The following is an 18,432-nucleotide window of genomic DNA, read 5'->3' as shown; positions in this document are numbered from 1 at the left end:
CTTCGCAGGCTGCGGCCTGCCGCAGCCTATTTACGCGAAGGCGGCATCTTTCGCGACAGGTGGCGGGACAATTTTCGCCGCGGTCGCGATCAGCAGGTCGCAAGCGTCAGCAGCCGCTTTCCGATGATTGAAGGCCACATGATATGACATGGGCATAGGCTCCTCGAGTTCGACGATGCGCACGCGGTCGGCGATCGGCATGGCGCTGACGCGGCCGAGAAAGGAGACATAGCCGTGATTGGCGACGAGATCGACGATGACGGGCAGCGAATCCGCCGCGGTGATGTCTCGGTCGCGAAGGCGGCGATGCAGCGTACGATCATAACCGAAGGCCATGGCGGCATGGCCGATGCCGGTGCGCGGACTCGGGGTGCAGATCGGATGGTTAGCCACGAGTTCCGTAGCGGTCGCTTCCTCGCTATCAAGTGGGGCGATCGCCACCATGTCCGTGTGCAGCAATTCGCGATGGCGGAAGCTTTCCAGGCCGAAGACGGAATCGAGGATTGCGACGTCGATGCGCCCGGATTTCAACGCCTCGCGCAGATCGTCCGCTGTCATCGAGACCAGCGATAAGGCATTCTTGTTGCGACCCGTATTCCACTCGGCGACGAGGCTACCCAGGCAACGTGCAACCCAGCTTTCCGAGCCCGTCGGGATGATGGCGCCAATGCGCAGCGAGCGGGCGGCGCGCTGATAGCGTTCGTCCGCAGCGGATTTCAGTTCGTTCCAGGCAAGGCTGATGGTGGAAAAGACCGTATAGGCAAAGCGGCCTTCCTCCGTCAGTGCGGAGCCTTGAGCCTGTCGCTCGAAGAGCCTGCCGGCGAAGAATTTCTCAAGATTGGCAATCTGTAGCGAAAGCTGCGGCTGACCAAGGTGCAGACGCCGGGCCGCGCGATTGATGCTGCCCTGGTCGGCAACCTCTAGGTAACGTTCCATGGTGACAAGCTTGACCGGGATGCGGGCGGCCCATTGTCCGTAAGCTTCCGGTTCACGATGACCGAACTTGTCGCCGAACTGCCCTATTGCAGCAAGGATCGGCGCCAAGCCCTCAAGAACTCTGCCTCCGGCAAGCAGAACGACCAGTTCGCCGGAGGAACGTTCGACGAGCTTCAGGGCAAGCTCCGTCTCCAGATTATCGATCGCTGCAGACACGGTCGAGACGGAGATGCCGAAGCGGCGCGCCGTCTGGCGCATGGAGCCGGAAGACAGGACATGGCTTGCGATGAAGAGGGAGCCGAGATGCAAGTCTTTCTCCGGAAACTACTGAAAAGGCGGAGGATATGACGTGTTCGTGAAAAAAGATATCCCAGCCCAGAAACACGCAGGCTATCGTTCAATCCATAAGAAATCCGGGCGGCGGCAGAACCGCTCAAAAGCACCGGAACACCGTGGGAACACGCAAGGGGACAAAAACAAATCGCGCCGGCCTTGGAAAAGGGAATGCAATTCCGCGCACGGATCTGCATTGACAGCCATAATCGCGCCGCGACAGCGAATACTGGAGGGGGCTGCTTCGATTTTCGGGCATCGAATTTTCGGGCACGCACACTATTTCCATGACGCACGTATTTCCGGCATGATGGCCTCAAAGCCGATCTGCCGGCTGTTGTTTCATGCGCGCAGGCTTCGCGTCCGGGGCTTTCGCGAGGTTTATCGGTGTTCAACCAAGGGGATAATCATGCTTAGGAAAATCGCACTCGCCGTTTCGCTTTCCGCCTTTGCGGCTGGCGCGGCCCACGCCGCTGATGTCGTCGTTTCGTCGAAGATCGACACCGAAGGCACCCTGCTCGGCAACGTCATTGCACTCGCGCTGCAAGCCAACGGCATCAAGACGCAGGACCGTATCGCGCTCGGCGCAACGCCCGTCGTGCGCAAGGCGATCACGGCTGGCGAAATCGATATCTATCCGGAATATACCGGCAATGCCGGCTTCTTCTTCAACAAGGCCGATGACGCCGCCTGGAAGAACCTCGAGCAGGGTTACCAGGAAGCCAAGAAGCTGGATTACGACGCCAACAAGATCGTCTGGTTGACGCCCTCACCGGCCAACAATACGTGGGCGCTCGCAGTACGGAACGACGTCGCCGGCCCCAACAAGCTCAAGACCATGTCCGATTTCGGCAAGTGGGTTTCCGGCGGCGGTGCCGCCAAGCTTGCGGCATCAGCCGAATTCGTGAACTCCGCCGGCGCCCTGCCTGCCTTCCAGACGACCTATGGCTTCACGCTGAAGCCGGATCAGGAAGTCGTGCTGTCGGGCGGCGATACGGCCGCAACGATCAAGGCTGCAGCCGATCAGACGAACGGCGTCAATACCGCGATGGTCTACGGCACCGACGGAGCTATCGAGGCGGCCGAACTGACGGTTCTCGAAGACGACAAGAACGTGCAGCAGGTCTACGCGCCGACCCCGATCATCCGCGAAGCCGTGCTGCAGGCAAATCCGAAGATCCAGGAAATCCTTGCTCCGATCTTCCAGAGCCTGACGGCAGACGAGCTGCGCAAGCTCAACGCCAAGATCCAGGTCGATGGCGAGCCGGCGAAGTCCGTTGCAGAAGCCTACCTGAAGGAAAAAGGATTCCTGAAGTAATCGCTTGATGCCCCGTCCGGCATTCGGGCGGGGCACTTTCCGGACAGGGGTGGATCGATGGAAGAAACCTTAGCGGTCCGCAAGCTGGACCGGCTCGGCGTCGTACTGGTGGCAGGCGGCATTGCCGCAACGGCGCTTCTGCCTTTCATCTATGTAAAGGCGAACCGGATCGCCGCCGGCAGGCCGATGCTGCTGACGCAGCTTCTTCCCCAAACATCAGTCCTCATCCTGCTGGCTCTGCTGGTTGCCACAGCCTTGGCAACGCTCTTCCTGCGCAACGCTTTCATCCGGCTCGCCCTCGGCACGCTTTGCCTTGCAGCGCTGATCGCCGCCATCGGGCTGACCGCGACGGCTGCGACACCGCCCGGCAGTACCGTGGCGCGCATGACACCGGGCGGGAGCTTCTGGGTGCTCTTCGGGGTCATCGGCCTCATCATTTCAGACGCGCTGGTGAAGATCAGGCTGACGCCCTGGATGCGGGTTGTGGTCCTCGTCGCTTATACGGCACTGCTCGGCATCTGCCTTTCCTCAGGCATGCTCGACAGCCTGTCGATCCTGAGGGAATTTTCCACGCGCTCGGCTCAGTTCTGGACCGAGGCGGTTTCGCATCTGGTTCTGGCCCTCGGTTCGCTCGCAATCGCCATCGTTCTCGGATTGCCGCTCGGCATCCTCTGCTTCTGGGTGCCGAAACTGCGCGCGATCGTGCTGCGGACGCTGAGCCTGATCCAGACCATTCCAAGCCTCGCACTCTTCGGCATTTTGATGCTGCCGCTCGGTTATCTGGCCGCGAACGTGCCGCTTGCCGCCGATATCGGCATTCGCGGCATCGGCACGGCGCCGGCGCTGATTGCGCTCGTGCTCTATTCGCTGCTGCCGATCGTCGCCAACACGGTCGTCGGCCTCGAAGGCGTCGATCCCTCGGTGCGCGATGCGGCGGCCGGCATGGGGCTGACGCGCCGGCAGATCCTTGTTGGAATCGACCTGCCGCTTGCTTTCCCGGTCATTCTCACCGGTATCCGCATCGTGCTGGTGCAGGCAATCGGCATGGTGACGATCGCCGCCCTGATCGGCGGTGGCGGCTTCGGCATCTTCATCTTCCAGGGGCTTGGCCAGACGGCCATGGACCTTGTCCTGCTCGGCGCCGTGCCGACCGTTTTCTTCGCCTTCTCCTCGGCCGTCATCCTCGATGCGGTCATCGAAAGCATCCAGGGGCCAGCCGCATGAGCATGATCGAGATCAGGAACGTCACCAAGCGCTACGGCTCGGCAACCGTCGTCGACAAAGTCTCTGTCAGTGTCGATAAGGGCTCGATCACCGTCATCGTCGGCACGTCGGGTTCCGGCAAATCGACACTGATGCGAATGATCAACCGGCTGGTGCCGATCACCGAGGGACAGATCTTCGTCGGCGGACAGGATATCATGGACGTGCCGGCGACGGAGCTTCGCCGCAAGATCGGCTATGCCATCCAGGGCCACGGCCTGTTTCCGCACCGGACGGTGGCGCAAAATATCGCCACCGTTCCGCAACTGCTCGGCTGGGATGCAGCCCGGACTGACAAACGCGTGAGAGAACTGCTCAGCCTCTTCAATCTCGACCCAGCAACCTTCGCGGAGAAATATCCGCATCAACTGTCGGGCGGCCAGCAGCAGCGCGTCGGCGTGGCCAGGGCGCTGGCAGCCGAACCGGAACTGCTGTTGATGGACGAGCCCTTTGGCGCGCTCGACCCGGTCATCCGCGGCAAGGCGCAGGACGATCTCCTTGCGATCCAGAAACAGTTCGGGACGACGGTCGTGCTCGTGACGCATGACATGGACGAGGCCTTCCATCTCGGCAACCAGATCGCAGTCATGAGCGGCGGCAAGATGCTGCAGTGCTCGACGCCGGAGAAGATCCTGACCGAGCCCGCCGATCCCTTCGTGCAGCAATTGACGGGCACGTCGGACCGGGCGCTGAAGCTGATGTCGCTGACGCCGCTGAAGGATAGCATGCAGCCCGCCAAACCCGGTCTGCCCTATTCGCTGGCACAGTCGCTCAGCCTGCGCGATGCACTTGCCGAAATGATCTGGCAGGGCGTCGACGAGGCAGCGGTGCAGGATGCCAACCAGGCGCCGGTCGGTTCGATCTCGATGGAACGGCTGCTCGAACTGGGCCGCAAGGCATGAAATTCATCGTCGCCAATCTCTTTCGCACGCTGGCACTGGTGGTGCTGCTCATCCTGATCTTCAGGACGGAGTGGCTCTCCTTCATGCTGGTGCCGCTCACCAATAACAATGCACCGCCGGTCTACACGCAGAACAGCCTGGCTTCTCTGGCGCTCGGACATCTGGAGCTGGTCTTCGTCTCCATCATCGGCAGCGCGGTACTTGCCGTGCTGGGCGGCATTTTCGTCACCCGGCCGAGCGGGGCGGATTTCCTGCCGCTGTCGCGGGCGATTGCCAATGCCGGGCAGACTTTCCCGCCGGTGGCGGTGCTGGCACTTGCCGTTCCCGCCACTGGATTCGGTGCCGCGCCGACGCTGATCGCGCTTTTTCTCTACGGCCTGCTGCCGATCTTCGAGAATACGGTCGCGGGCCTCAAGCAGGTATCGCCGCAGGTGCTGGACGCAGCCGACGGCATGGGCATGAACGGCACGCAGCGTCTCTTCCAGGTCGAGCTGCCGCTGGCGCTGCCATTGATCCTCGAAGGGCTGAAGGTCGCAGTGGTCATCAATATCGGGACGGCGACGATCGGCTCGACCGTTGCGGCCAAGGGACTCGGCGAGGTCATCATCGCTGGGCTCATTTCCGACAATACCGCCTTCATCCTGCAGGGCGGCTTGATCGTCGGCCTGATGGCGGTGCTGATCTATGATGTCGTCGGCCTGCTCGAAGGTGCGATCACCCGCAGAATGGGCTTGCGTCCGACTTGAGAGGACGGCTACCAAGGCAGCGGAGACAGTAGTAATGGGAGACCGCCTTGGCCAAGATGATCCATTCCATGATCCGCGTTCTGGATGAGGCGCGCTCGGTCGAATTCTACAGCAAGGTTTTCGGGCTCAAGGTCGCCGACCGCGTCGATTTCGAGACCTTCACGCTGATCTATATGAGCAATGACGAGACCGGTTTCGAGCTGGAACTGACGGTCAACAAGGGCCGTATCGAGCCCTATCACCTTGGCGACGCTTACGGACATCTCGCCTTATCGGTCCAGGAAGTGCAGGTTGAGCATAAGCGGCTGACGGATCTCGGCCTCAATCCCGGCAAGCTCGTGGAACTCAACCGCGACGGAAAGCTCTTCGGGTTGTTCTTCTTCATCACCGATCCCGACGGCTACAAGATCGAAGTGCTGCAGCGCTACGGCCGTTTTCAATAAAACATAAGAGGCTGACATGATCGTGAGGAGAGATATCCATAACGGCTGGACGCTTTCCTGTAACGATACAGGAAGAACCGGTCTGCCTGAAATCATTCCGGCAACGGTGCCTGGCTGCGTGCATCTCGACCTGCTCGCAAACCGGCTGATCCCCGACCCCTATCTCGATATCAACGAGATCACCAATGACTGGATCGGGAAGACGGAATGGGTCTACCGGTTGGATTTCGAGGCGGGGCCGAATGACGGCGCGATGCGGGAGCTCGTGTTCGACGGCATCGATACGATCGCAACGATCCGGCTGAACGGCGAGGAGATCGGTCGTACCTTCAACATGCACCGCACCTATCGCTTCGACGTTTCGTCTCTCCTGCGATCTGGTGCAAACGAACTGAGCGTCACCTTCCACTCCGCCTATTCCTATGGCGCGGAGATGGAGAAACATTACGGCTACCGCCCGAACAACTATCCGGGGCCGGGCAACCTAATGCGCAAGATGGCCTGCAATTTCGGTTGGGACTGGGGTCCGACGCTGGTCACGGCCGGGCTCTGGAAACCGGTGCGGCTGGAAAGCTGGGATCGGGCGCGGCTTGCCGAAACACGTGTTTCGGCGACACTTGCCGGTGGTGATGGCCTGGTCAGGGTGCATGCGCTGATAGCGCGACATGGCGAGGCCGGACCGGCGACGCTCACGGCCGAGATCGGTGACGTGACGCAGACGGTCGTCGTCGAAGCGGATGCGGAGGAGGTTTCGTTCGAAGTTCGCGTCCCCTCGCCGCAGCTGTGGTGGCCGCATCATCTCGGCGCTCAGCCGCTCTATCCGCTGGAGATCCGGCTGGAAGACGAGAGCGGCGATTTGCTCGACAGCTACTCGAAGCAAATCGGCTTCCGGTCACTGCGGCTCGATACTTCGCCGGATGCGCATGGTTCGGCCTTTACCTTCGTCATCAACGACGTGCCGATCTTTGCCTGTGGCGCCAACTGGATACCGGATGATTGCTTTCCCTCGCGCGTTACGGCGGAGCGCTATGCGGTGCGGATCGATGAGGCGAAGGCCGCCAATATCAATCTGCTGCGCGTCTGGGGCGGCGGCATCTTCGAGCGGGACGAGTTCTACGAAGCCTGCGACCGGGCCGGTATGCTGGTCTGGCAGGATTTCCTCTTTGCCTGCGCCTCCTATCCGGAAGAAGAGCCGCTGCGCAGTGAGATCGTCGCCGAGGTGCGCGACAATGTCGTGCGGCTGATGCCGCATGCATCGCTCGTCATCTGGAACGGCAATAACGAGAATATCTGGGGCTTCGACGAGTGGGGCTGGCGGCCGATTATCAAGACCGGCGTGAGCTGGGGGCTTGGCTATTATCTCGATGTCCTGCCAAAGCTCTGCGCGGAACTCGATCCTGACCGGCCCTACTATCCCGGCAGCCCCTATTCGGGCTCCATGGATATCGAGCCGAATGACGACCGGCATGGCTGCAAGCATATCTGGGACGTGTGGAACGACGTCGGTTATGAGGTCTACCGCAATTACATCCCACGCTTCTGCTCCGAATTCGGTTGGCAAGCGCCGCCGACATGGTCGACCCTTCAGGAGAGCGTGCATGACGAACCGCTGACGCCAGAATCGCGCGGCATCTTCCATCATCAGAAGGCGACCCTGGGCAATGACAAGCTCATCAAGGGGCTTGCCGGGCATATGCCCGTGCCGCAAACGATGGATGACTGGCATTTCGCGACCCAGCTCAATCAGGCCCGCGCCATCCGGTTCGCCGTCGAGCACATGCGCTCGCACCGCGATATCTGCAAGGGCGCCGTCGTCTGGCAGTTCAACGATTGCTGGCCCGTCACGTCCTGGGCAGCACTCGATTCCGCCGGAAGGCGCAAGCCGCTCTGGTATGCGATGCAGCAGGCCTTCCACCCTCGCCTGCTGACCATCCAACCGCGCGATGATGGTCTTTCGGCGATCGCCGTCAACGAGCAGACGCTGTTCTGGCGCTCGAAGATCAGCGGCAAGCGCATGCGGCTCGATGGTACCGTTCTGGCGGAGTTCGAATTCTGGCGGCTGCTCTGCGACCGGTTCGAAGCGAAGGAATTTCCTCTACCGGAGGATATCGCAAAGGCCGGCGCAGCGGACGAGGAAGTCATCGTCGTGCAGATGCTCGACAAGCGCGCGTTCCATTTTTTCGTCGAGGATATCGAACTGAAGCTTCCAGCCCCGGCGCTCGATATTTCACTGGCGAAATCGGCAGGCGGCTACGAGGTCGTTGTCACGGCAAAGAGCTTCCTGAAAGATCTCTGCCTGATGGCGGATCGGCTCGATCCGGCGGCGGTCGTCGATTCCATGCTGGTGACCCTGCTGCCCGGCGAAAGGCACGTCTTCCGGATAACGACCGACAGGCAGCTGTCGGCAGAGGATATCATCCTTGGGACGGTACTGCGTTCTGCCAATGATCTCGTGAACGCAAACTGAAAGGCCCCGCTCTCGCGGGGCCTCATCCGGCTCGTCCTCGCGGATGGTGTTACATCCAGTAGGGCGGCACGCCGTAGTAATCATAAACGCGGCGGCCATTCTCATTGTACCAGGTGTCGTCATCATCCGCGTAGCTTGGCGCTCCCTCGATCTGCTCCTTGGTGAGATCGATGCGATAACCGTCCAACTGGGTATCGTAGGTGAGCTTTTCCCAAGGCAGCGGGTAGTGATCGTGGCCGATACCGAGGAAGCCGCCAAAGCTCAGGACGGCATAGGCAACGCGACCATCCTGCTTCCCGAGGATAAGGCGCTCGATGGAACCGATATGTTTGCCATCGGCACCATAGACGCGAGTGCCTTCAACGCGGTCGCTGGCGATCAGCGTAGGCGTATCCTTCACGTTAGGGTCGCGGCGAGTGGCGTCAGTATCCTGATTGAGCATTGTGAACCTCCTTTTTATCGTTTCCTGGTGGTTTCACCCACACCGGCAAAACGCGCCCTCTGCCTCAAAGTTCCCGCTTCTCGTTCCCGCCCACGCGTTCGGCGATATTGACGTTTACGTTAAGGTTATTGTAGCTTCAAGTTGCTTGAACCGTTCAAGCGATGGCATAAGCTGCCTTGGCGGGAGATGGAGGAATCTTCCGATCGATGCCGATGCAAATCGGGTTTCGGCGGCCGAGTGGGAGAGAGAAAATGAGCAACATTTCCGTCCACCCGAGTGGTGCGAAACCGGAAAAACCATGGCTTGCCACCTATCCGGACATCGTTCCGGCTCAGATTCCCCCGTTGGAATTCACATCGCTTCCCGACCTCCTGGAAAAGAACTGCGCGCGCTTTGCCGATCGCAAAGCTTTCGCCAGCATGGGCAAGACGATGACCTATCGCGAGCTAGAGACACAGACCCGCAAAGTGGCTGCCTGGCTGCAGAGCGTCGGCCTGCAGAAAGGCGATCGGGTTGCAGTGATGATGCCGAACGTGCTGCAGAACCCCGTCGCGGTCTATGGCATCCTGCGTGCGGGCTTGGTCGTGGTGAATGTCAATCCGCTTTACACGCCGCGCGAACTCGAGCATCAGCTCAACGATTCCGGTGCCAAGGCGATTTTCGTTCTGGAAAACTTCGCACGCACTGTCGAGCAGGTGATCAACAAGACCGACCTGCGTCATGTCGTCGTCACCTCTCTCGGCGAAATGCTCGGGCTCAAGGGGCATATCGTCAATTTCATCGTCCGTAGGAAAAAGAAGCTGGTACCATCCTGGGCCATTCCGCAACATAAAAGCTTCCGGCAGGTGCTCGCCGAAGGCGCGAAAAAGACGCTTGCGCCCGTCGCGCTCTCCGGCCGCGACATCGCCTTCCTGCAGTATACAGGAGGTACGACCGGCATTGCCAAAGGGGCGGTGCTCACACACCAGAACCTGCTTGCCAACAAGATGCAGCTGCAGCTCTGGCTGAAATCCGCCTTCGACAAGAAGAAGCAGCCTGATGTGCTGAACTTCCTCTGCGCGCTGCCGCTCTACCATATTTTCGCGCTCACGGTGAATTCGCTGATGGGCATGTCGCTCGGCGCCCATAATGTGCTGATTGCCAATCCGCGCGACATTCCGGGGCTGGTGAAGGAATTCAAGAAGTCTGATATCCATATCTTCCCGGGCCTCAACACGCTGTTCAACGCGCTGCTCAACAATCCTGACTTCGCCAAGCTCGACTTCTCATCGCTGGTCATGTCGCTCGGCGGCGGCATGGCCGTACAAAGGCCGGTGGCAGAGCGCTGGCTGAAGGTCACCGGCTCGCATATCACCGAGGGTTATGGACTTTCGGAGACGTCGCCTGTCGCCACAGCCAACCGCTTCGATTCTCCTGAATTCACCGGCTCGATCGGTCTTCCCATTCCTTCGACAGAACTGGACATCCGCGACGAGGCGGGCAATTCACTGCCGCTGGGTGAGATCGGTGAGATCTGCATCCGAGGTCCGCAGGTCATGGCCGGCTACTGGAACAAGCCGGAAGAGACAGCGCAGGTGATGACGCCGGATGGCTATTTCCGCACCGGCGACATGGGCTTCATGGACGAGCGCGGCTACACCAAGATCGTCGACCGCAAGAAGGACATGATCCTGGTCTCGGGCTTCAACGTCTATCCGAACGAGATCGAGGAAGTGGCCGCCATGCATCCGGGCATTCTCGAAGCCGCAGCAATCGGCGTTCCGGACAAGCACTCGGGTGAGGCAGTGAAGCTCTTCGTCGTACGCAAAGACCCCGATCTTACCGAAGCCGATGTGAGGGCTCATTGCTCGGCCAATCTCACCAATTACAAGCGACCGCGCTTCATCGAATTCCGCACCGAGCTGCCGAAGACACCCGTCGGCAAGATCCTGCGCAAGGACCTGCGCGGCTGAATTTGACGGTCTTGTGAAATTGAGGGCCATCCGCTTGTCACGGGTGGCTTTTTTCATATTTCGACATATGGCTGAACTTGATTTGACTGCGGGAAAGAGAATAGTTTCCGCAACCCTCTCCGCCTCCAAAGGAGTCTCCCATGAATGCCATCGTCGAACAGCTGAAGAGCACCGCGGCTGCCACCAAGGCTACCGATCTGCGCGCTGCATTTGCAGCCGATCCGCAGCGCTTCTCGCATTTTTCCGTTTCGCTTGACGACCTGCTGATGGATTTTTCCAAGACGGCCGTGAACGACGAGATCCTGAAGCTTCTCATCAAGCTCGCCGAAGAAGGCGGCGTCGAAAAGAAGCGCGAGGAAATGTTCTCCGGCAAGGCGATCAACTTCACAGAAGACCGCGCCGTGCTGCACACCGCGCTGCGCAACCGTTCCAACACGCCTGTCCTGGTCGATGGCAAGGATGTCATGCCTGACGTCAACGCCGTGCTGACAGCCATGGGCAAATTTGCCGACGGCGTACGCTCGGGCGCGCTGAAGGGCGCGACCGGCAAGAAGATCACCGATGTCATCAATATCGGCATCGGCGGTTCGGATCTCGGCCCGGTCATGGCGACGCTGGCGCTCGCGCCCTTCCATGACGGCCCGCGCGCCCATTTCGTCTCCAACATCGACGGCGCTCATATTGCCGATATCCTGAAGCTGGTTCAGCCGGAAACGACGCTCTTCATCGTCGCCTCCAAGACCTTCACCACCGTCGAGACGATGACCAATGCGCAGACGGCCCGCAGGTTCATCGCCAACGCACTTGGTGAAGCGGCCGTTCAGCACCACTTTGCCGCCGTTTCGACGGCACTCGACAAGGTCTCGGCCTTTGGCATCGGAAGCGAACGCGTCTTCGGGTTCTGGGATTGGGTCGGCGGCCGCTACTCGATCTGGTCGGCGATCGGCCTGCCGCTGATGATCGCCGTTGGCCCGGAGAATTTCGGCAAGTTCCTCGATGGCGCGCATGCCATCGACAACCATTTCCGCAAGGCGCCGATTACCGAAAACCTGCCAATGCTGCTCGGCCTTATCGGCTTCTATCACCGCAACGTACTGGGTTACCCGACGCGCGCCATCCTGCCCTATGACCAGCGCCTGTCGCGCTTCCCGGCCTATCTGCAGCAGCTCGACATGGAATCGAACGGCAAGGGCGTGACCATCGACGGCACGCCGGTCGAAGGCAATTCCGGCCCTGTTGCCTGGGGGGAGCCCGGCACCAACGGCCAGCACGCTTTCTACCAGCTCATCCATCAGGGCACGAGCATCATCCCGGCTGAATTCATGATCGCCGCCAACGGCTTCGAGCCGGAACTGCGCCACCAGCATCAGCTTCTGATTTCCAACGTTCTCGCGCAGTCGGAAGCTCTCATGAAGGGCCGGACCTTCGCGGAAGCCAAGAAGCAGCTGACCGACAAGGGCATGGACGACAAGAAGGCCGATTTCATCGCCCCGCACCGCGTCTTTACCGGCAACCGCCCGTCGATCACCTTCGTCTACGACAAGCTGACGCCCTACGCTCTCGGCCGCCTGATCGCGCTCTACGAGCACCGCGTCTTCGTCGAAGGCGTGCTCTTCCGCATCAACTCCTTCGACCAGTGGGGCGTGGAGCTCGGCAAGGAACTGGCGACCGGCCTGCTGCCCGTCGTCGAAGGCAAGGAGAGCGCTGCCGACCACGATTCCTCGACGCAGGGTCTGGTTGCCGCGCTGGCAAAGCTCGCGAAGTAATCTCGGCGAGCTCGCTGCTATCGAAGCCCATCCGTCACCCGGGTGGGCTTTTTTATTTGACCCTGTCGAATTGCAGCGCATCTCGTCGTCTAAAGAGGGAGTAACAGAGGAGGAGCCGATGACTGCAACGGATGATGAGCTGGTGAGATTCGAGGCCGAGGGGGCGCCGCCATTGCCGCCTTCGAACGAGCAGGGCTTCGTCGAGAACAAGGGCTCGCGTATCTGGTATGCGAGTTACGGCGCCGGTCCGGCCGTCATCCTGCTGCATGGCGGGCTCGGCAATAGTGGCAACTGGGGTTATCAGGTTCCCGATCTCGTCGAGGCCGGCCACCGGGTCGTGGTGATCGACAGCCGCGGCCATGGCCGCAGCACCCGTGACGACCGTCCCTATACCTATCACCTGATGGCCTCCGATGTGCTGGCCGTGATGGATCACGCCGGGATCGAGGAAGCGGCCTTCGTCGGCTGGAGCGACGGCGCCTGCACGTCGCTGATCCTCGCCGACCAGAATCCGGAGCGGGTCTGCGGCGTGTTCTTCTTCGCCTGCAACATGGATCCCAGCGGTACCAAGGAATTCAAGGCGACTCCTATCATCGACCGCTGCTTCAGCCGCCACAGGAAGGATTACCAGGCGCTATCGGCGACGCCTGACGAGTTCGAGGCCTTCGTCGCCGACGTGTCGAAGATGATGTCGACGGAGCCGAATTATACGGCCGAAGGACTAGCAGGCATCAAGGTTCCGGTTTCCATCGTGCTCGGCGAACACGACGAGTTCATCAAGCCTGAACATGCCGATTATCTGGCAAGGACGATCCCGGACGCGGAATTCGTGCTCCTGCCGGATGTCAGCCATTTCGCGCCGCTCCAGCAACCGGACCTCTTCAATCGCGAGGTGCGGGCATTTCTCGATCGGATCGAATAGGCTTAGAGGCCGATTTCGCGTGCCCAGGGCGGATTTGCGCGATCACCAGCCGTTTCGGACGCGTTGACACGCTTCAACCCTCGCCTTGGCGCAATCCTGTGCGGGAGCTTGATTGCCGAAGCCAGACGGAGACTTGCCAGCAGCCGGATGAAATACCAGCCGAGATCCAACTGGCCCGGCTCGATGCCGAGCCTGGCCGATTCCGGAAAAGCGTGATGGTTACCGTGGAAACTCTCGCCAAAGGTCATCAGCCCAAAACGCGGCAGGTTATAACCCTGCACGGCAACATCATCGACACTCCAGCCCTGATGGCCGTCTCGATGGGCAAAATGACCGACCAGCCAATGTCCGATCAATGACACCGATATCCGCACGGCAATGGCCCAAACCACCCACGGCAATCCGCCCAGCGTGAAGAGCAGAAGCGCCAGAGGAAGCTGCTGCGCCATCCATGTCGCCTCCAGGAAGCGATAGAAGCGATCGCGGCGTTCTCGTTCGCCAAGGACGAACCGCGGCGGGTGGTCCAGCATCGCCGTGCAATGCATTTGCCAGAAGGCATCTATGAAGAAAGACCGCCGATGGGCAAAGAGATCATGACAGTCTCGCTGTCGTTGCGCCCAATCACGAATGTCATGTGCGTAGATCATGCCGAAGGGGCCGGCCATGCCGACCAATGTACCGAGATAGACGAGAAAGTGCTCGATCCAGATATGCGTGCTGAACGAGCGGTGGATCAACAACCGGTGCATGCCGACCGAGTGACCAAGGCAGATCGTGACGGCGGTCAACAGGATGAAGACGGCAAAGGCGCTCCACGTAAAGGTCAGCGGCCCGCCAATGACGGCAATCGAGGTCACGGCGGTGATCCAGATCGACTTTGCGGGCATCCAGACCACTCTACCCTTTACTGGATCGCTGTTGTCATCGATCATGCGTCCGGTGGAAATACTGCTCATGGCAAACTCCTTCCCATCGGGCGCATTCAACGCTTGAACATCGCCCGCCAATTCATTATTTAAGGAAATACCTAATTACTTTGCATCAAAAGAAACAATTAAGCAATGCGTTAATTGCTTAATTGTTTAACGACTCGATGCGGCGATGCCGCAGGCACGGAGATCAGACTTGGAAGAAGAGACGTTCGATGACGCTGCAGAAGACGGATCCGTCAGCGCCGCCCAGCGGATATTCCACGCGCTTTCCAGTGCGCCGCGCCGGAAGATCCTGGCCTATCTCTCCGCATCGAGCCTGACTGCTGGCGAGATCGCCGACCGCTTCAGCATGTCCAAGCCAGCCGTCTCGCAACATCTTTCCGTCCTCGAGACGGCGGGGCTGATCCGGCGAGAGAAACACGGCCAGTTCGTCCACTATTCCCTGATCGAGAACAATCTCGTCAACACGCTCAACGGCTTCGTGCAAGAAGTCTGCCCGGTCGGTCGGCCAATCAAGAAGGAAAGCCAGGCGCGCGCCCGCGCGAAAGAATTGCCTTGAGAACCGGACAGATCCTGCGCTCGCGTGGCGCGAGAAACAGGGCGTCGATACGTTGTGGCCTATCCCCCTTCTCTTCCGGGCGAAGGGGAATCGAGAGATTGCGGCTCCGGCCTTAGAGGCCGATTTCGCGCGCCCAGGGCGGATTTGCACCGGCGCGGGAGACGGTCACTGCGGCAGCCTTGGCACCGAGAGCCAGGGCGTTGCGCAGGGCCTGCTCATCGAGATTGGCGACCTGCGCCTTGGTCAGCAGGTTATCCATCTTCAGCGAAGCCAGGACACCGGCATCGAAAGTGTCGCCAGCGCCGACTGTATCAACCACAGTGACGCGCTCGCTCGGCACGGTGACCTTGCACGCGTTCGTATAGCCGGTGGCGCCTTCCGCACCCTTGGTGAGGACGACGAGTTTGGCGCCGTGGCTCAGCCAGTGGGCGGCGAGCGCATCATGGTCGCCTTCCAGGCCGAACCAGTCGAGATCCTCATCGGAGAATTTCACGATGTCGGACTTCGCGGCCATGCGCTTGATGCGGGCCATATGCGCAGCCTTGTCCTTGATAAAGCCGGGGCGGATGTTGGGGTCGAGCGAAATGACGCGCGTGGCCGCTTCACGGTCGAGCAGCGCTTCGTAGGTTTCGCCGCAGGGGCTCGGGATCAGGCTGATCGCGCCGAAATGCAGCGCTTCGCAATCATCGCCGAGGACTGGCAGATCATCGGTGGTGATCATCCGGCCGGCCGTACCTTCGTCGTAGAACGCATAGGTCGCCTGGCCGTTGACGAGCTTGACGAAGGCGATCGTCGAAGGGCGCGGCGTGATGGCGCAAGGGCTGTAATCGACATTGCTCGCCTTCAGTGTAGCGAGCAGGATCTCTCCCATCATGTCATCGGCAATGCCGGTGAAGAAGGCGGTCGGGATACCGAGGCGGCCAAGCGCAATCGCAGTGTTGAAGATCGCGCCGCCGGCATAAGGCGCAAAGCCCTTTTCGCCCAGGGTTGTATCCCTCGGCAGCATGTCGATCAGGGCCTCGCCGCAGCACAAAATCATCGAATTCCTCCCAACAGGACTTGCACGTTTCTCAATCGATTAAGCGAGCTTTTGTCAAAAGGCTAGAGCGAAAGCTCGCTTACGCCACCATTCCTTGCCGACCAGGCGAGCGGCGCATCGAGGAAGGCCTCGACTTCCTGCAGCGTCCTGTCTTCGAAGAGCTTCTGCTGCCGGGCGATAGCCAGAACCTCGCGCCAGGTGGCGATATAATGGAGGTTGACCTTGCCATTGGCAAAGCGCTGATGTGCCTCCGGGAAGATTCCGTAGAAGAAGAGCGCGATGCCGTGATCGACGACACCGCCGGCGGCTCTGATGGCATCAATGAAGGTGAGCATGCTGCCGCCCGCCGTCGTCAGATCCTCGATAACGAGAACGCGGGCGCCGTCCTTCATCTCGCCTTCGATCTGCGCATTGCGGCCATGGCCCTTCGGCTTTTTGCGGACATAGATCATCGGCAGGCCGAGCCGATCTGCGAGCAGTGCGGCAAAGGGAATGCCCGCGGTCTCGCCGCCGGCGATGCAATCGAACTGCTCGAAACCGGCGTCGCGCAGCAGGGTGCTGGCGGCAAAATCCATCACGGTCGAGCGGACACGCGGGAAGGACAGGAGCTTGCGGCAATCGATATAGACGGGGCTCATGATGCCGGAAGCATATTTGTAGGGCGTCTCGGCGTTGAAATGCACCGCCTTGATCTCCCAGAGCATCTTGGCCAGCAGCTCTGCCATCACGGCGCGATCGGGGAATGTGGTCTGGATCATGCGGCTTTCTCCTTCGGCTGACGTTCCAGCGGCAATAGCAGCAAGAGCGGCCGGTTTCCAGACGGAAGAAGACCATCAGCCAAGCAGGCGGCCGATATCCGCAACCTGCATCTTCTTGAAGAGCGCGATCGCCTGCACGCCCTCTTCCTCATCCAGCGAGACAGCATAGCGGACAGCAGCCGCAAGAAGTTGCATCGTCAGCCGGGCGATGGCCAGAAGCTCGGCTTCGCTCCGCTCCGGCCACAGCTGTTTTAACACTGAAAGCAGGGCCTGCGAGTGAAATTCCATGTCTTCGGCATCGACTTCCTGAAGAAGCTTGTCCGTGTGGGTCGCGTGCCAGATATCGTGCATGACAGGCTCGTGGCGAAAGAAGGCATAATATTCATCTGCGATGATGCAGAGCGCCGTGCGCAGATTGTCGGCATCCGTCACCTTAGCCAGTTCGTCGGCTACACATTGCCGGCCCTGCTCGTTGAAGCGCTCCGCAAGCGTGCGAATGATCGAGGTCTTGTCCGGGAAATACTGATAGAGGGCACCGAAGGAAAGCTCAGCTTTTTCAACGATCTCGCTCATCTTCAGAGCATCGCTACCATTCTTTTCGATGAGGTCGGAAGCGACCGTCAGGATTTTTTCGAAGCGCTCGCGGCCGCGCTGCTGGCTCGGGATGCGGCGTGGCTGACCGGTCGACTCCTGCTGACGCCTGCGCCGTGCGATCACTTCTTCTGCCATCTTCCGCTTCCTCCGACTGTTGACAAAGAAAATAAGAGAGTTTATCTCATTTTGCAAATGAGAGAGTTTCTCTTATTTTCAACCGAGGAGGAGTTTCGAAATGCAGAATTCCGAAATCGTTCTGATCGGCGGATCGGGAAAAACCGGTGGCCGCATTGCCGACAGGCTGGAAAACCTGGGACTTGACGTGCGCAAGGCGTCCCGCTCCACGATGCCGGTCTTCGACTGGGAGGATCGCGCGACCTGGCGCGCTGCGCTCACGGGTGCAGCGAGCGCCTATGTCGCCTTCCAGCCGGACCTTACCGTCTCCTGGGCGGCAGAGGCCATCGAGGCGTTTTCCAAACTTGCAAGGGAGTGCGGGCTACAGCATATCGTGCTGCTTTCCGGCCGTGGCGAAGAAGGGGCGCAGCGGAGCGAGGAAGCGCTGAGGGCAGCCGGAATTGACTACACGATCCTGCGCGCTTCCTGGTTCTGCCAGAATTTCAGCGAGGGCGCGTTCGTGGAACCGCTGATTGCCGGCAGACTGGAGCTGCCGGCCGGCGATATCAAGGAGCCCTTCATCGATGCCGACGACATTGCCGATGCGGCGGTGGCGGCACTCACCGATATCAGGCATCGCAACAGAATCTACGAGCTGACCGGCCCTCGCGCCCTGACCTTCCGCGACGCCGTGGCCGAGATTGCCGCAGCCGCGGACCGTCCGATAGAATACCAGCAGGTATCGATGGCGAATTTCAGAGACGGGCTTGCCGCTGCAGGAATACCCGGGCCGATCGTGGAACTTCTGGAAGAACTCTTCGGACAGGTGTTCGACGGGCGCAATTCCGAGGCGATGGGTGGCGTGACAGAGATACTCGGCCGCCCGGCAAAGGATTTCAGCCAATATGCACGGGAGACCGCAGCAACCGGATTGTGGAGCGCCTGA

At 60.3% G+C, this 18,432-nt stretch carries 17 protein-coding genes; 11 read left to right on the top strand and 6 right to left on the bottom strand.

All coding sequences use genetic code 11. From position 1 onward, the window contains the following. Positions 1-30: 30 nt before the first annotated feature. Positions 31-1,245: a LysR family transcriptional regulator gene (locus FHX15_RS06440; RefSeq protein WP_184394720.1), complete on the bottom strand. Its 1,215-nt coding sequence runs from the start codon at positions 1,243-1,245 to the stop codon at positions 31-33. Positions 1,246-1,678: 433 nt separating this feature from the next. Here FHX15_RS06440 and FHX15_RS06435 point away from each other — a divergent pair, with 433 nt between their 5' ends. From FHX15_RS06435 to FHX15_RS06410, 6 genes are read left to right on the top strand one after another with little or no spacing between them, the layout of a single operon-like run. Continuing rightward, positions 1,679-2,587 (top strand): ABC transporter substrate-binding protein, encoded by a 909-nt coding sequence (locus tag FHX15_RS06435; RefSeq protein WP_184394715.1) that lies wholly within the window; start codon positions 1,679-1,681, stop codon positions 2,585-2,587. A 57-nt stretch (positions 2,588-2,644) separates the two neighbouring features. Next, positions 2,645-3,811, top strand: a complete 1,167-nt coding sequence (locus FHX15_RS06430) for an ABC transporter permease (RefSeq protein WP_184394714.1) — start codon at positions 2,645-2,647, stop codon at positions 3,809-3,811. Then, positions 3,808-4,752 carry an ABC transporter ATP-binding protein gene (locus FHX15_RS06425; RefSeq protein ID WP_184394713.1) on the top strand — a complete coding sequence of 315 codons (945 nt, stop codon included), beginning with the start codon at positions 3,808-3,810 and terminating at the stop codon, positions 4,750-4,752. Before FHX15_RS06430 ends, FHX15_RS06425 begins: the two co-directional genes overlap by 4 nt. Then, positions 4,749-5,498, top strand: a complete 750-nt coding sequence (locus tag FHX15_RS06420) for an ABC transporter permease (protein ID WP_184394712.1) — start codon at positions 4,749-4,751, stop codon at positions 5,496-5,498. Before FHX15_RS06425 ends, FHX15_RS06420 begins: the two co-directional genes overlap by 4 nt. 47 nt (positions 5,499-5,545) lie before the next feature. Continuing rightward, on the top strand, positions 5,546-5,941 hold the full coding sequence (locus FHX15_RS06415) for a VOC family protein (protein WP_184394711.1): 396 nt from the start codon (positions 5,546-5,548) through the stop codon (positions 5,939-5,941). A gap of 16 nt (positions 5,942-5,957) precedes the next feature. After that, complete coding sequence (locus tag FHX15_RS06410; RefSeq protein WP_184394710.1) at positions 5,958-8,408, top strand: glycoside hydrolase family 2 protein; 2,451 nt, start codon at positions 5,958-5,960, stop codon at positions 8,406-8,408. A 49-nt stretch (positions 8,409-8,457) separates the two neighbouring features. Here FHX15_RS06410 and FHX15_RS06405 read toward each other — a convergent pair whose 3' ends face one another. After that, positions 8,458-8,850: a PRC-barrel domain-containing protein gene (locus FHX15_RS06405; RefSeq protein ID WP_183823280.1), complete on the bottom strand. Its 393-nt coding sequence runs from the start codon at positions 8,848-8,850 to the stop codon at positions 8,458-8,460. Positions 8,851-9,101: 251 nt separating this feature from the next. Here FHX15_RS06405 and FHX15_RS06400 point away from each other — a divergent pair, with 251 nt between their 5' ends. The 3 genes from FHX15_RS06400 to FHX15_RS06390 all read left to right on the top strand — a co-directional run bounded on the left by FHX15_RS06400 (position 9,102) and on the right by FHX15_RS06390 (position 13,490). Continuing rightward, positions 9,102-10,802 (top strand): long-chain fatty acid--CoA ligase, encoded by a 1,701-nt coding sequence (locus FHX15_RS06400; protein ID WP_184394709.1) that lies wholly within the window; start codon positions 9,102-9,104, stop codon positions 10,800-10,802. Positions 10,803-10,942: 140 nt separating this feature from the next. Next, a complete protein-coding gene (gene pgi, locus FHX15_RS06395) occupies positions 10,943-12,568 on the top strand; it encodes a glucose-6-phosphate isomerase (protein WP_184394707.1) in 1,626 nt (541 codons plus the stop codon). A gap of 118 nt (positions 12,569-12,686) precedes the next feature. Next, positions 12,687-13,490 (top strand): alpha/beta fold hydrolase, encoded by an 804-nt coding sequence (locus FHX15_RS06390; protein ID WP_184394704.1) that lies wholly within the window; start codon positions 12,687-12,689, stop codon positions 13,488-13,490. 2 nt (positions 13,491-13,492) lie between these two features. Here FHX15_RS06390 and FHX15_RS06385 read toward each other — a convergent pair whose 3' ends face one another. Further along, positions 13,493-14,446 (bottom strand): acyl-CoA desaturase, encoded by a 954-nt coding sequence (locus FHX15_RS06385; protein ID WP_184394702.1) that lies wholly within the window; start codon positions 14,444-14,446, stop codon positions 13,493-13,495. A 169-nt stretch (positions 14,447-14,615) separates the two neighbouring features. Between FHX15_RS06385 and FHX15_RS06380 the strand changes: the two genes are divergently transcribed. Then, on the top strand, positions 14,616-14,981 hold the full coding sequence (locus FHX15_RS06380; protein ID WP_184394700.1) for a metalloregulator ArsR/SmtB family transcription factor: 366 nt from the start codon (positions 14,616-14,618) through the stop codon (positions 14,979-14,981). Positions 14,982-15,093: 112 nt separating this feature from the next. Here FHX15_RS06380 and FHX15_RS06375 read toward each other — a convergent pair whose 3' ends face one another. From FHX15_RS06375 to FHX15_RS06365, 3 genes are all read right to left on the bottom strand, one after another. Continuing rightward, positions 15,094-16,020 carry a carbohydrate kinase family protein gene (locus FHX15_RS06375; protein ID WP_184394698.1) on the bottom strand — a complete coding sequence of 309 codons (927 nt, stop codon included), beginning with the start codon at positions 16,018-16,020 and terminating at the stop codon, positions 15,094-15,096. A gap of 62 nt (positions 16,021-16,082) precedes the next feature. After that, positions 16,083-16,778 (bottom strand): orotate phosphoribosyltransferase, encoded by a 696-nt coding sequence (locus tag FHX15_RS06370; protein ID WP_184394696.1) that lies wholly within the window; start codon positions 16,776-16,778, stop codon positions 16,083-16,085. Positions 16,779-16,853: 75 nt separating this feature from the next. Then, positions 16,854-17,507 (bottom strand): TetR/AcrR family transcriptional regulator, encoded by a 654-nt coding sequence (locus FHX15_RS06365; RefSeq protein ID WP_184394694.1) that lies wholly within the window; start codon positions 17,505-17,507, stop codon positions 16,854-16,856. A 100-nt stretch (positions 17,508-17,607) separates the two neighbouring features. Here FHX15_RS06365 and FHX15_RS06360 point away from each other — a divergent pair, with 100 nt between their 5' ends. After that, a complete protein-coding gene (locus FHX15_RS06360; protein WP_184394692.1) occupies positions 17,608-18,432 on the top strand; it encodes an SDR family oxidoreductase in 825 nt (274 codons plus the stop codon).

The sequence above is a fragment of the Rhizobium sp. BK650 genome, from assembly GCF_014195325.1.
Taxonomy (GTDB): domain Bacteria; phylum Pseudomonadota; class Alphaproteobacteria; order Rhizobiales; family Rhizobiaceae; genus Rhizobium.
The sequence above is the reverse complement of the archived record's forward strand: the minus strand, read 5'-3'. Positions and strand labels throughout refer to the sequence as shown.

Bases quoted from the DNA above. Each gene is read 5' to 3' on its own strand.
- FHX15_RS06420 (WP_184394712.1), top strand. From the start codon at position 4,749: ATGAAATTCATCGTCGCCAATCTCTTTCGCACGCTGGCACTGGTGGTG.
- FHX15_RS06365 (WP_184394694.1), bottom strand. From the start codon at position 17,507: ATGGCAGAAGAAGTGATCGCACGGCGCAGGCGTCAGCAGGAGTCGACC.
- pgi (WP_184394707.1), top strand. From the start codon at position 10,943: ATGAATGCCATCGTCGAACAGCTGAAGAGCACCGCGGCTGCCACCAAG.
- FHX15_RS06400 (WP_184394709.1), top strand. From the start codon at position 9,102: ATGAGCAACATTTCCGTCCACCCGAGTGGTGCGAAACCGGAAAAACCA.
- FHX15_RS06375 (WP_184394698.1), bottom strand. From the start codon at position 16,020: ATGATTTTGTGCTGCGGCGAGGCCCTGATCGACATGCTGCCGAGGGAT.
- FHX15_RS06430 (WP_184394714.1), top strand. From the start codon at position 2,645: ATGGAAGAAACCTTAGCGGTCCGCAAGCTGGACCGGCTCGGCGTCGTA.
- FHX15_RS06410 (WP_184394710.1), top strand. From the start codon at position 5,958: ATGATCGTGAGGAGAGATATCCATAACGGCTGGACGCTTTCCTGTAAC.
- FHX15_RS06425 (WP_184394713.1), top strand. From the start codon at position 3,808: ATGAGCATGATCGAGATCAGGAACGTCACCAAGCGCTACGGCTCGGCA.
- FHX15_RS06435 (WP_184394715.1), top strand. From the start codon at position 1,679: ATGCTTAGGAAAATCGCACTCGCCGTTTCGCTTTCCGCCTTTGCGGCT.
- FHX15_RS06390 (WP_184394704.1), top strand. From the start codon at position 12,687: ATGACTGCAACGGATGATGAGCTGGTGAGATTCGAGGCCGAGGGGGCG.
- FHX15_RS06385 (WP_184394702.1), bottom strand. From the start codon at position 14,446: ATGAGCAGTATTTCCACCGGACGCATGATCGATGACAACAGCGATCCA.
- FHX15_RS06360 (WP_184394692.1), top strand. From the start codon at position 17,608: ATGCAGAATTCCGAAATCGTTCTGATCGGCGGATCGGGAAAAACCGGT.
- FHX15_RS06405 (WP_183823280.1), bottom strand. From the start codon at position 8,850: ATGCTCAATCAGGATACTGACGCCACTCGCCGCGACCCTAACGTGAAG.
- FHX15_RS06370 (WP_184394696.1), bottom strand. From the start codon at position 16,778: ATGATCCAGACCACATTCCCCGATCGCGCCGTGATGGCAGAGCTGCTG.